Raw genomic sequence first — 12440 nt, 5'->3', positions numbered from 1 at the left:
AACCCCTGAGCACTGCAGAGCTATTAAACGTCATGGGAAACCTGCTTAAGCGTAGTAGGCGATCGCGATTGAATTTCTGAGCCGAACCTCAGCCGTGCTCCAACGTAAGAACAACAACAAGCCTCCATTCCAGCGCGAGACTCGCGCACCGGCATTAATGGAAATTCCTGCGGTTGCGGGATCCATCGCTTATTCAATCGAGACTAAGGCCCTCAACCGTCTTATTGCCGCTCTCTTGCGCTTCTGAATACGCCTGCTCAATGCGCTGCCGTCCCGCGGCAATTCTCTGAACCAAATGGTATGGCTTATTCCAAGTCAGGACAGGATCCATAAAATTTATATATTTAGCCGTCGTGACATTGAGAAAGTCTCTCGCCAATGCGCTGTTTCGCAAGGAGGCTCGTGCAAAGAAGAAACGCCCAGCTCGCTTCAGAACGTTGCGGAATTTGGAGGCGGGCCTGCCGCTGCCCGTAGCCTCAGGAGAATAGCGGCTAAGGTAGAGCGCCTTTGCGCGTGCGTGGCGCTCCCTGATCCATTGGCGGTTTTCAGATTTTGGATCTTCATTCCAGTTTCTATAGTGCAGCAGTGCAACTTCACGGGTGTAGACGATCTTGTAACCCGAGAAGAGAACTTCTGCGGTTAATGCTGGATCTATACCGTAGTCCCGAAATTCTTCGGAGAAGCCACCAACTTCCCTGAGCACGGACGTGGGAAGCATCCCCTGATTGACGTTAAGAATGCCCGCCGGAGATATTCCTCCAATATAAGGAGTTCCGAGGAATGGCCCTTGAACGTCCCTGGTCTTCAGCGCGACCATCCCTATACGAGGGTCGCTTTCCAAAATCCCTATTGCACGGTCTAATCCGGCCCCCGTAACCTCGTTGTCATCGCTCAACCAGCAGACATACGGGGTATCCACGATCTCGAAGACGTCGTTATAGGCCTTCGCCTGACCGAGCTTCTCCCCAACGAGGATCGGGATGATGGTCTCGGACGCAATCGACTGAAGATATTCGATTGTGCCGTCGGTGGAGCCCGCATCCGTCACGTAGATCTTTGTAAGCACCCTCGTTTCGCGAACGATACTTTCTACGCACCGTTTGAGCTGATCGAGGCGGTTGTAGGTTCCAAGTACGACGGAAAGCTTCATCGTGAATAGTCTATTTTCGGAGTTGTAGGTTCGGACTCTAAAATGAAGTCCGGCAGCGAGAGCGCAACATTCTTTGTGACCATGAAGACTTCCCGGCGGTGGAGTCGCTCGGGGCTGTCGATAAAATCGCTATGTTGCACTACACCCGTATGTCTATACACCGAGGTAAAACCCGCCACATAAAGCATCTTCACGAGCGCACGCCGTGATGGAATGAGGGCGTGAAATTTTAACCCCTGTGTTTGGTTTTGGCCTTCGGAAACCAGCACAAGATCGTTGCCCTCGCCGAGGGCGATCTGTGTTTCAATAAACAGATATTGCGCGGTGATCCGATGGAGATTTCGAATTGCAGCGAAGGGATTTTCAAGATGATAAAGGAGGCCAAAGCAAAAAACCAGTCCCGCGGGCTGCAGATCCTGAAGTGCATTTGGGTCCGTAATATCCTGAGTTATAAACTTCCCTTTTGGAACTCTGGCCGAGGCTTCCACGATAAGCTCTTCGCGCCCGTCCAAGCCAAGTACATCCAAACCCCGGTTGATCAATCGCTCAGAGAACCATCCAGGCCCGCAGCCGACATCAATGCAGTGGTCCAGGCGGGGCAAGCGGTCTAGTACCGCTTCCGCCATTGCCCAGCGGGCGCGATTGATTTCTATATAATAAGCTTTATCAAAGAACGTCACAGAGCTCGACATGGTAGATAACACCTATCGTTCAACATCGTTTACGGACCAATCCAACAGCGGCCTGACTGGCCCAGGAAACTGCCGCGGCATCAGGCCTCGAGCGGATTTCTCCCCAATAGCGGATTCCACGACGTGAAAGGACAAATATCTTTCCTCAGAAAAGTACCGTTTGAACGGCGCCTCCTTTGGGCTGAAGACGACAAGGCTCACCGAATACGTTCCAATATTGAACAAATGAGCCGGCATCCACACCACCGCCTTTACCCGAGTCGCCTGACCCTTCTCAAAGTCGGCGATGTTAGTGCTCGGGTGCGTGGCAGCGAATGCCAGCGTACCCGATGGACAATAGACATGGATTGCCGGCGCATAAAATCCAGGACCCTTCACATCGTAGACCAGCTCTACCCCAACCTGCTCGGCGACGGAAACCAGCGTCGCCTTGTTTCCGGTGGCATTAATGATCCTCGCGGAAACCAGCTCCGCCCCATCTCGATATTCGATGGTTTCTCGAGCGACGGTCGAGCCGGTTGACTCGGCCTTGACCTCGTGCTGGCTATCCGCCGTGCTGGGCCCATCAATCGCCCCGATTGACACAACAGTTCGTTCCGAGCGAACCTTCAACACTTCCTCGACATAGGCCTCGGTCACTTCGCGTGTATCGCCGTCCATCCGCAGTTTCCCACCGTCGATCCAGAGGCATCGGGTGCAATAGCGGAGAACCGAATCCATGCTGTGCGAGACGAAGAAGAGTGTTTTGCCTGCTGACGTCAACTCATCCACGCGTTCAAGACATTTTTGCTGGAACGACATGTCCCCGACCGCGAGAACCTCGTCCAAAAGCAGGATATCGGGTTCAAGATGAGCCGCAACCGAGAACGCCAGCCGCATGCGCATCCCGCTGCTATAATGCTTGATCGGAGTATCGATGAACCGGCCGATCTCGGAGAACGCAACAATCTGATCGAACCGCTGCGCTATAAGGCTGCGGCTCATGCCGTACAGTGACGCGTTAAGATAGATATTTTCGTGTCCGGTAAGATTATCGTTAAATCCGGTTCCTACCTCCAACAGCGACGCCAAGCTCCCCCGAATTCGCACTTCACCGGCGGTCGGATAGGAAACCCGCGACATTATCTTCAGAAGCGTCGATTTGCCGGCACCGTTCTTGCCAATAACGCCAACTCTCTGACCCGGCTCAACCGAAAAATTCACATCTTGCAGCGCCCAGAACTTACTGGATTCATCTTCCCCGAACCGCAACTTATGCGCGAGACGCCGCCACTTTCCGCCCTTAATGCCAGCCTTCTCAATTGAGTAGCACTTGCCGAGGCCATTCACTTCAACTGCAAGCTCAGACAAATTTACAACCTATCAACAAAGTGGCGCTCCATATGTTGAAATGCAATGAAACCGACCAGACCGACAGCGAAACTAACCATCGCCGCTATCGTCCAATCATAAAGTGGAAAGGGCCAATCAGCAAAAAGGCATGCGCGAAAGGCGCCTAACGTTCCTACCATTGGATTGAGGGCGTAGAGCGTCTGGAAATCCGCTGGGATCATCCCCGGCGCGTAAATAACCGGAGAAACGAAGAGACCCACATAGAGAGCGAACCCTAGGAAGCGCTCCCAGTCATTGCTCTGCAAGCCCAAAGCAGCAAACAGACAGCCAAGCCCAAAAATGAGACTGGCGAACTGCAGGATGAAGACCGGCAGCAGCAGGATCTTCAGTCCGGGGAAGCCCCCATAATACAGCATCATCAGCACCAATGGCACGACGTTGAGCGAGAATATCACCACATTCGAAATAATATCGGAGATGGGAACGATCACTTTGGGGAAATAGATCTTCTTCACAATATCAGCTTCGCGCCGGATAGAACCGGCGGTCTGCATCACCGCTTCTGTAAACATGAACCAGAGAACAAGCCCCGAATACACGTACAAAGGATAAGGTATTGAGACCCCGGTCTTCGCGTCCGAAAGATGCCTGAACAAGGTGAACAAGACTACCATGAGTACGGGACGGAAGACCGGCCAGACGAACGCTAGATACTGCTGATCGAACTCCGATTTGAGTTGCCGGCTGATCATCGAATAGATGAGGGAGCGGCATTCCCAAAGCTCCCGGACGCTGAACTGCGCGAGAAGCTTGGGCGGGCGGATGATAATTTCGTTGTTAGACACTCGATACTCGCTATTGCAAACGTTGCCGTACGGCCACCCTAGCCTCGCTTGGAGAGGGTGTTGATGAGCTCCAAGGCATACGTTCTGAATATTTGCTGGGCGTTGCGCCGATTACGCAATCTTTCGAGAAGCCTAAACACCGGCGGTTCCTTGAACGGGAAATAGTTCAGCCGTGCTGACACGATTTGCGCATCAAATTTCTTCAGCTTCGGAGAACCTTCCTTTATGAAGAAGTAGTTGCCGTTGAGCAGCCCTCGGAAAATAGCCTTCGCATTCGGCAATTTTAGGAACTCGTCCTGTTTCGCCGACAGATGGCGGCAGGTATAGCCACTCTTGAAGAGCCGTGCAAGGAGTAGAAACATCTCATCGTGCTTTGACCGCGGCAGGTTCTTGTGCGTCAGTTCCAGCATGATTAGAGGCTGAAATTTCGCGATCGTTTCCATGGCACCTTCGAGAACCTCCGGTTCATGGCCCTCAACGTCTATCTTGATCGCATCGACACTTGTCAGACCGTTTTCCGCGACGACCCAATCGACCGTGTGGATGGGGAGAGTAACCTCGCCAAATTGACGTGCGCGACCAGTGTCGCTCATTCCACTCAAGCTTGGTTCGGACGACAAGCTGAAACTGGTCGTCCCATTGTGGCTCCCTATGCAGTAGTCGAACACGCGAACTTTGTCTGAAAGCGAATTCAACTGGATATTTTCGGAAAGAAGTTTTAGCGAACGGGCATCGGGCTCGAATGAATAAACCTTGCCTTTTCCTCCAAGAGCCAGACCACTGGCTACCGTATAAAGGCCGATATTCGCGCCGATATCCAAGATAACGTCGGTCGGTCTGATTGCACCGAGGAAGGCCCGCAGGTCTTGGACCTCGGTCATGACGCCGTAGTAGAAATCGCATCCCATGCGATCGCCCATGTTCACGTAGTATTTTGCTCCGTCAGACGCCTTAACGATTCGCCTGTCCAGGACACCCGTGGGATGTATCTGCTCCCTGAGGTTGCGGAGTTTGCGCGCATAGAATGCGTCGAAACGGGCAGATGTCTGCGCTTCAGGTATGAGCCGGTGCAATTCGCCCAGAATACCCTCATCCATGCCAATGTTGATGGGATCGAAGACGAAGTCATTCAGGCGCTCCTGATCTCCGATCCAAATTGCATGACTTCTGGACATGCCAGCATGGGCAGCGTTACCCAGCTGTTGCATGTTCAGGCTGCGAAGGCGTTCCCAGTCCTGATCCGGGGATACAAGCAGCGCTGTCATGGGTGTGCCTCCGGCGGCGGCGTCCGTGACAGTTTCAAGGAATATCCCGTTGACACCATCCTCGATGTAATCCGTCATCGTCGGTTGCTTCACCGAAAGAACAGTGCAGCCGCGCGCCATAGCCTCCAGGAAAGAGAGGCCAACGCCCTCGACAGGCCGCGGCGCTATCACGATGTTGGCACGGCGCACGAACTGGTCGGCTTCCGCTGGGTCATCGAAGAACGGCACCTCCACGACCGGAATGTCGACCGGAATGTCGCTTACCTGGTACCCCCGGTCCTCCGGGACGCCCGGATCCAGACGGGGCTTGAAGTACAGCGTCTTTACATCGAGTTCCTTGCAAATCTTCGCAAGGACATCCGGCTTCACCAATCCAACCCTGTTCCAGTAATAAAGGATGTTGCCATCAGACCAGCTGATCTCGCCATCGGCTGGTACATCGGGGACATATTGAACCTCAAGCACCCGAAGCCCCGCCCTTCGGGCAGGTGCCGTGATTGATGGGCTATAGGAGATGATCTTGTAGTGCTTGGGAAGCCTTGCCCATTGCATGTGATTCATCTGCATCACGTTATTCCACATGGGAATCCAAGTAACGCGAGCATGAGGGTACTTCTTAAAATGATGATCCGGCGGCCGTTTTTGACAGAAAATGAACGCAGACTCGGCGTCGATATTTTTCCACTCGTCACGGATCGACTTGCCATCCCAGACAACCTCCACGACATCAGTGCTGCCGCGGAGATAGTTGACGAATATGCGATGGAATGCCGGACTGGATGTCTTATGCCATTCAAGCATGTAGATGTATGTTGTCATATTCGCCTCAGATGCAGACACACCACCGCCTCTGCGGCAGCAAGATTTGAAGAACGGGAATCGGCGTCTTTCGAATGGACATCGAAGTAGATAGCGTCTGCGGACGTCTGCCTATTAGATAGCTGCCACCCCGTTGGCCCATGCCGGTATATGGTCTCGGCGATTAGCTGACAGCCGGTACTCGAGATCAGCCTGTCCACCATCGCACCGTCAAAAACCTGGAGCCACCCATGATTCTTAAATTTGCCGAATGGAACCGTAATATAAAGATTGCCGTTGGTCCTTGTGACGCGAGCTAACTCTGAGGCAACCTTCAAATAGTCATCAGCTTTGTTTTCCCGGAACATATCGTTGCTGGTATACAGCTGCGTGTTGTCCATCCCCACGTGCTCAATCGTGGAAATACATATGGCGTTGTCAAAGGACTCGCTGGGCAGGGGAATCTCGCGGAGGTCAGCTTGTACTCGATCAACCGATCGCGCCTTTAGATCGAAGGTCATATCCTTGGCATCGAGCGCAATGAGGGTAACCGAATTCTGCTCGGAGATTCGTTCCCTTGCTGCTGGATATTTGAAGAAAGCGCACCCGGCGTCGAGAACGCTGTTGCCCGGCCCTAGACGCGACGCGACCCAGGGCAATTCAACGACCCTTTCATCAATTTTAAATCCGAAGTTATCGGGCAGCGGCAGGGAATCTTCAAAAGCGCTGAGTACGTCGGGTGACTTAAGGACGCTGGTGACGAGCGCACTCCGATATTTAGAATAGCCCTCCGACCAAGGGATGCGTCCGCCCTGCTCATAAGAATTGAACCTCACTCTCGCCGTAGTCTTGAGGACTGCTGGGCGTAGCAATTTTGCTATTTTGGCCAGAAGCGTCATTGAACCTCCGCAGGGTAGATGAACGGCGTTCGCCGAAGAATCCCATCGCAAATAACGTCGAGTCCAATATCACCACCTGGCAACAACGTCTCGGCCGTCGGGGGCTCGATCTTGTACGGCGGCGATGCCTTGTCCTCGTTGACAAAATCCATCGGGATAAAGCGCCGGAAAAAGAAGTGATAGGCATATTTCCGCGCCCGGCTGACTTGGGCCTCGTTCATACGTGAATCCAAGGGAAGCTTTTCAAGTAAGCGCAGATAGTTTTCAGGAGTATCCGCATCGAGTGTCAGCCCCTTGTTTCGTATCCATGCCTCGCCGGCTACGATGACAGGGATGCCTTTCGCTGTCATCTCAACGCCGGTCTTAGTGCCGTAGATGATTACAGCATTCGAACCTTCGCAGAGGGAGTAGGTGCTGGCTTGGCTTTCAGGCGGGATGATAAACACATTGGCCGGAAGTTCCGGGAACAGCTTCCGTATTTCTTCAACAAGTGGCTGCTTAGACGGAATCGCCCCCCGCACTTCAGCAGGATGAATTCTAATGGCCAACTGAAGATCAGTCCGGGTGCCGAAATAAGCTATCGTTGTCTGAAGCCATTCCAGCATATCCTTGAAGGCGTTGGCCTTGTAATGCAGTTGAGCGTCCCAGAATACGTTGGTCAGCGCCGCGACTACTGGTTTGGTAAAGTCGATACCAATTTCATCCTCTATGGCTTTTAGTGAGTGCTGAGGCTGATCGTGAAACCAAATCCAGTCGCTCGTTCCGTACCAGCGACTCTTCAAATAGGCGTCGAGCTCTTTGTCCAGCTTACCGTCGAGTGAGATATTCTCCCAAACGGACGTAGGCTCTTCAATGAGCGTGTGGTGGTAAGTGTCGTCATGCGAAAATATGAAGCACTTGCTCTTGTACGCGACATTCCAAGTGACGACACGAATTGCGTTGCTGCGCGCAACGTCGGAGATCACTCCGTGTGGGACGTAGATACCATGATTGTAGACAGCTACCTTCGGCTGCAGCACATTGATTACAGATTGCGTGACTTCCTGCGTAATGAGGGCGGCTTCGAAGTAGCGCCTCAAAACCGCCTCGCCCTCCGGTGTTGGCGGCAGGTGGCCTCGGGAAAAAAACCGGAGTGTGCCTGACAAGGCGTGCTGTCCGACATTGACGCCACGGTGTACGTAGTCCGGTATCTCATTGAGATCGATCCGATGAGCAAGATCGCGCAGTTCGCGGGCTCTGCTTGAGGAAAGATGATCGCTATATCGGATGATCGGCAGACCAAGTGGTTCAAGAAGTTTTGCGCCTCTTTTTATACAGCCAGGGCAGACTTTATCCTTCATCCTATAGTCGGTAACGATGTCAACGCTCTCGATCTTGCCTTGGTGAACCTGCAGACAGGTAGGCATCTGCGCATCGCAAATCAAATAATGCACACGCGCTCCGCGAAGCGTCAGTGCAATTCCCAGGAGGCTCTCAACCAACACACCGGCATGGAAGCCGCTGACCGTTGTAGCGATCAGCACAACGTCACCCTTCTTCGTTTCGGTAAGCGCCCGTTTCCAAAACTTCGTCGTAACCACGACATGCGGCCAGCCAAGTTCGCCGTCAGGGGCTGAGTCGCTGCGCGCGGTATGATAGAGACGGCTCAGATATCGGCGACAGCGAGAGATAAAACCTTTGATCATTTACGGGAACTCACGGTGATGCAGACGAAAGCTCGTGAGACACGAGCCGATCGATGATGTCGTCCAGACTCAACGTCGAAGTCCAACCCAATTGAGCTCTCGCTTTTGCGGGATTGGCGTGGCCTTCTGCAATGTCTGAGGGACGCCTAAACTCAGCAGACGTTTCCACATATTCTTGCCATTCCAGCCCAAGCCGGCGAAAGGTCTTGTCCAGAAACTCTTCGAGACTATGGCTGCGACCTGTCGCGATTACATAATCATCAGGAATCTCTTGCTGAAGCATCAGCCACATGGCCTGAACATATTCGGGTGCCCAGCCCCAGTCTCGTGTAATTTCTATATTACCAAGCTTCAGCTTCTGTTTCGAACCTTGGGCAATTTTGCAGGCCGTCGAGACGATCTTCTTTGTGACAAATCGCTCGGGTCGCAAAGGTGATTCATGGTTGAACAGTATGCCTGTGCATGCAAACTGCCCGTAGGCGTCACGGTAGTTGGCCACCTCCCACTGCGCAGCGGCCTTGGCCACTGCGTAGGGGCTACGGGGGCGAAAAGGTGTGTTCTCATCAGCCGGATGTCCACCGGTATTGCCGAAACATTCGCTTGAACCCGCATTGTAAAAGCGCATATCCAGACCGAGAAATCGGATGGCTTCCAGGATATGCAAAGTTCCAAAAGCAATGCTTTCCATCGTTTCGACGGGCTGCTCGAAAGATAAGCCGACAGAACTCTGGCCTGCGAGATTGTAAATCTCATGGGGCTGGAATCGCGATAGCGTCTGGAGCACGCTACGGAAGTCCGTCGGCGCCATCGAAACAAGTTGTACGCGATCCCTTAGTTCAAGCCGCTCAAGATTGCGAAACGATGCTGTCGCTGCATCTCGAGACGTGCCTATAACCTCATAACCCTCGCGCAGTAGCAGATCGGCCAAAAACGTGCCGTCTTGCCCAGAGATGCCACAGATCAGAGCTTTTTTTGACGTCATTCAAACCAATCCGCGAGAGGTGCACCAACCTCACGCCCGTTTATTTCCTTGATCGACCGCCCCAGCGAGGTTCACAGATGGGCAAACTACTACGATAAGCTATGACCCTACTTTGATCGACATTGCTGCTACAGCCTCGACGATGGCCATTGCATCGAGGCCCAATGCGCCAAGAACTTGCGCATTTGTCCCACTTGGAGGGACATCACCTACGCCCAAGCAAACTACTGGCACTTTACCGCCCGTCTGCACCATCGCTCTGGCAATTGCGTCACCCTGTCCACCGATAACGTAGTGATTGTCAAGCGAGACTATTGCCCTGCAGCCCGAAACTGCCGACCGCAGCCATTCCGCGTCTACATGATTGAGCCATGGCAGGTTGATGACTTTGGCACTGACACCGTGCTTTTCAGCGAGCATTTTTGAGGCGGCGATCGCATTGCTCAGGAGCACCGGGCCGTAACCGATGATGGCGACGTCCTCTCCTTCGGCCAAGGTGAGTCCCCGGCCTTTTGACGGCCGGTAGTCGGCCGGAAGTGAATACGGGATTTCCCAAGGTACCGAAATCAGCCGGATATAGCTGCTGCCAGGCGCTTCGTTCACGCACCAATCCAGAAGCAGACCAACTTCCGCATCGCAAGACGGCTCCACCAGCGCCATCCCGGGCATGGCTGCCAGCGCCGAGATATCTCGAACGGATTGATGCGAGTGCCCCGGGCCGCCGGGAACGACACCTGCAAGGGAGCCGACATAGATGATCTTCGTCTTTTCCGTGGCGTTGTTGTAGATCTGCTCATTTGGCCGCGTCGACAAAAAGCACGCGAATGAGTGGACGATCGGCAGCAGGCCGTTCAGCGCCATGCCGCCGGCTGTAGAAACCATATCCTGTTCTGCGATACCGCATTCGACAAATCGATCGGGAAACTGCTCGCGGAATGGGATGAGGCCGGTATCCAGCACCAGGTCTGCGTCAAGGGCAACGAGGTTCGAATGCTTCTCAGCCTGTGCGATCAGAGCCTTGCTGTAGGCGGCAACCAGGCGCTGAGCCTTTTCCGACGGGGCCGCGGATGCAGGCCGCTCGAGCGTTTCAAATTCCAGCCCGGGGATACCGGCGCTGCTCAGATTGGCTTGCAGACGATCCATGATTTCCTGCGCGGCAGCGCGATAATTACTCGCATCAGGCGCGCCGCTGTGGAAGCGGTACATGGCCACATCGGAATCCAGTGACGTGTGCTCCATGAAGGAGACGCCCTTGCCCTTGACGGTATCGGCAACGATAACCTTCGGACGCGGATCGTCTTGGATGGCGGCCAGGGTGGCGGCAAAAGCAGCGATATCGTTTCCGTCGCAGCGAGCGACACACCATCCAAACGCCCTGAGCTTTGCCTCAAGGTCACCAAGGTCAGACACGTTCTTCACGAAAGTGTCCGACTGCAGCTTGTTGTGATCGACGATGACCGTAATCTCCTGCAGCCCAGAATTGGCTGCCGAGACCAGGGATTCCCAGAACTGGCCTTCCTGAAGTTCGCCGTCGCCCGTCATCACGAAGATGCGCCCCGGGCGGTTGTTCAGCCTGTTCGCAATCACCATGCCCTTGGCCTTGGAGACGCCCATGCCGAGCGAGCCGGTATTTGTCACCATGCCCGGGGTGCCGACGTCGGGATGGCCGGGCAGACCATCAATCTGGCGAAGTTTGTGGGTAAGCTCGAAATCGAGCTTACCGGCGCCAATCAGTGCCGCGTAATAGCCTGGCGCATCGTGCCCCTTGGAGCTGAAATAGACATCATCGCCCGTCATTCCTTCGAGGAGAAGCCAGCTGACGATATCGAGACTGCTGAAACTGCTGCCGATATGACCGGAGCCGGCCCGACCGATCATGTAGAGCGCGTTCAGGCGACACATGTCAGAAAATAGAGCTGCTCTCTGCTCGCGAGGCGCGTTGATCGCACGTACCCGCTGGAATTCCTTATATGGCAGGTAATAAAGGGTGCCTTCTACCGCTTGTCCTACGAGATCGCCCACGATTTACTCCGGTCTATTCAATATAGGGGTTGATTGAGATATTTGGGAGAACCGCCGATTGCGTTGCCAGCAATCGCTCGGCCATCCACCAGTCGTCCGGTTCGTTGATATCGAAGCCTTCATAGCCTTGGCTGACGAAAGGGATGATCGATTCGCCGGCGATGCTGTTGCTTTCGAGCGGGACACGCGACCACGCAATCTCAAGGCTGGCATCCTGCGCATAGACTTCGGGCAGAGCCGCATACTGACTGCTGTGCCATGGCGTCGTGCCGATGCTAAATGGCATTAGCGGGAGCATCCTGTTCTCGCGTATGACCCACATCTTGCCGGGATGCTGCTTGCATTTCTCGATTGCGCGAAGAGAATCTGCTCTTGGATCGGCCGTGAACTGCTGCCATGCGCGCTGGATCGTCTCTGGAAGACGAAACGGGCTGGTGGGGCGCAGAATGCTGAATATGTCGAACTCGCGCCCTTGGGCACGAAGTTGTTCCAGCATCCAAACCACCCATTCGATATCCGGCGATTTGTCGGTGGAGATCTCCGCTGCGCGCAGAAACGGCACTTCGGCGCCATAGTGGCGGGCGATGTCCGCATAAATCTCGCTGTCCGTTGCACAGATAACCGCGTCAAAAACACCGCTGTCGATGGCGGCGCGGATCGAATAGGCGATCATGGGATGGTCGGCCAGCGGCCGGACATTCTTGTTGGGTACCCGCTTTGAACCAGAGCGTGCGGGAATAAAGGCAACAGAGCGCGGTTTCGTCGTCATG

The 12440-nt window shown here is 54.2% G+C and carries 10 protein-coding genes; all 10 read right to left on the bottom strand.

Annotated elements, in window-relative coordinates:
• Positions 1 to 193: 193 nt before the first annotated feature.
• The 10 genes from N2600_RS02315 to N2600_RS02270 all read right to left on the bottom strand — a co-directional run bounded on the left by N2600_RS02315 (position 194) and on the right by N2600_RS02270 (position 12439).
• On the bottom strand, positions 194 to 1150 hold the full coding sequence (locus N2600_RS02315) for a glycosyltransferase family 2 protein (protein WP_260297842.1): 957 nt from the start codon (positions 1148 to 1150) through the stop codon (positions 194 to 196).
• A complete protein-coding gene (locus N2600_RS02310) occupies positions 1147 to 1842 on the bottom strand; it encodes a class I SAM-dependent methyltransferase (protein ID WP_260297841.1) in 696 nt (231 codons plus the stop codon). Before N2600_RS02310 ends, N2600_RS02315 begins: the two co-directional genes overlap by 4 nt.
• A gap of 12 nt (positions 1843 to 1854) precedes the next feature.
• Positions 1855 to 3192 (bottom strand): ABC transporter ATP-binding protein, encoded by a 1338-nt coding sequence (locus tag N2600_RS02305; RefSeq protein WP_170282710.1) that lies wholly within the window; start codon positions 3190 to 3192, stop codon positions 1855 to 1857.
• Positions 3193 to 3194: 2 nt separating this feature from the next.
• Complete coding sequence (locus N2600_RS02300) at positions 3195 to 4019, bottom strand: ABC transporter permease (protein ID WP_170282711.1); 825 nt, start codon at positions 4017 to 4019, stop codon at positions 3195 to 3197.
• 38 nt (positions 4020 to 4057) lie between these two features.
• Positions 4058 to 6103: an FkbM family methyltransferase gene (locus tag N2600_RS02295; RefSeq protein WP_170282712.1), complete on the bottom strand. Its 2046-nt coding sequence runs from the start codon at positions 6101 to 6103 to the stop codon at positions 4058 to 4060.
• Positions 6100 to 6981 carry a class I SAM-dependent methyltransferase gene (locus N2600_RS02290; RefSeq protein ID WP_260297840.1) on the bottom strand — a complete coding sequence of 294 codons (882 nt, stop codon included), beginning with the start codon at positions 6979 to 6981 and terminating at the stop codon, positions 6100 to 6102. Before N2600_RS02290 ends, N2600_RS02295 begins: the two co-directional genes overlap by 4 nt.
• Complete coding sequence (locus N2600_RS02285; RefSeq protein WP_260297839.1) at positions 6978 to 8666, bottom strand: capsule biosynthesis protein; 1689 nt, start codon at positions 8664 to 8666, stop codon at positions 6978 to 6980. Before N2600_RS02285 ends, N2600_RS02290 begins: the two co-directional genes overlap by 4 nt.
• Positions 8667 to 8676: 10 nt before the next feature.
• A complete protein-coding gene (locus N2600_RS02280; RefSeq protein ID WP_170282714.1) occupies positions 8677 to 9648 on the bottom strand; it encodes a GDP-mannose 4,6-dehydratase in 972 nt (323 codons plus the stop codon).
• 99 nt (positions 9649 to 9747) lie between these two features.
• The gene (locus N2600_RS02275; RefSeq protein ID WP_170282715.1) at positions 9748 to 11670 is read right to left on the bottom strand and encodes a transketolase C-terminal domain-containing protein; all 1923 of its coding nucleotides are present in this window, start codon (positions 11668 to 11670) and stop codon (positions 9748 to 9750) included.
• A gap of 13 nt (positions 11671 to 11683) precedes the next feature.
• Positions 11684 to 12439, bottom strand: coding sequence for an acylneuraminate cytidylyltransferase family protein (locus N2600_RS02270; protein ID WP_260297838.1), 756 nt, complete (start codon positions 12437 to 12439; stop codon positions 11684 to 11686).
• Position 12440: the final 1 nt, after the last annotated feature.

Source organism: Rhizobium sp. WSM1274, assembly GCF_025200775.1.
Classification (GTDB): Bacteria; Pseudomonadota; Alphaproteobacteria; order Rhizobiales; family Rhizobiaceae; genus Rhizobium; species Rhizobium leguminosarum_I.
This window is presented reverse-complemented; position numbering and strand designations above follow the sequence as displayed.

Bases quoted from the DNA above. Each gene is read 5' to 3' on its own strand.
- N2600_RS02315 (WP_260297842.1), bottom strand. From the start codon at position 1,150: ATGAAGCTTTCCGTCGTACTTGGAACCTACAACCGCCTCGATCAGCTC.
- N2600_RS02310 (WP_260297841.1), bottom strand. From the start codon at position 1,842: ATGTCGAGCTCTGTGACGTTCTTTGATAAAGCTTATTATATAGAAATC.
- N2600_RS02295 (WP_170282712.1), bottom strand. From the start codon at position 6,103: ATGACAACATACATCTACATGCTTGAATGGCATAAGACATCCAGTCCG.
- N2600_RS02290 (WP_260297840.1), bottom strand. From the start codon at position 6,981: ATGACGCTTCTGGCCAAAATAGCAAAATTGCTACGCCCAGCAGTCCTC.
- N2600_RS02285 (WP_260297839.1), bottom strand. From the start codon at position 8,666: ATGATCAAAGGTTTTATCTCTCGCTGTCGCCGATATCTGAGCCGTCTC.
- N2600_RS02280 (WP_170282714.1), bottom strand. From the start codon at position 9,648: ATGACGTCAAAAAAAGCTCTGATCTGTGGCATCTCTGGGCAAGACGGC.
- N2600_RS02270 (WP_260297838.1), bottom strand. From the start codon at position 12,439: ATGACGACGAAACCGCGCTCTGTTGCCTTTATTCCCGCACGCTCTGGT.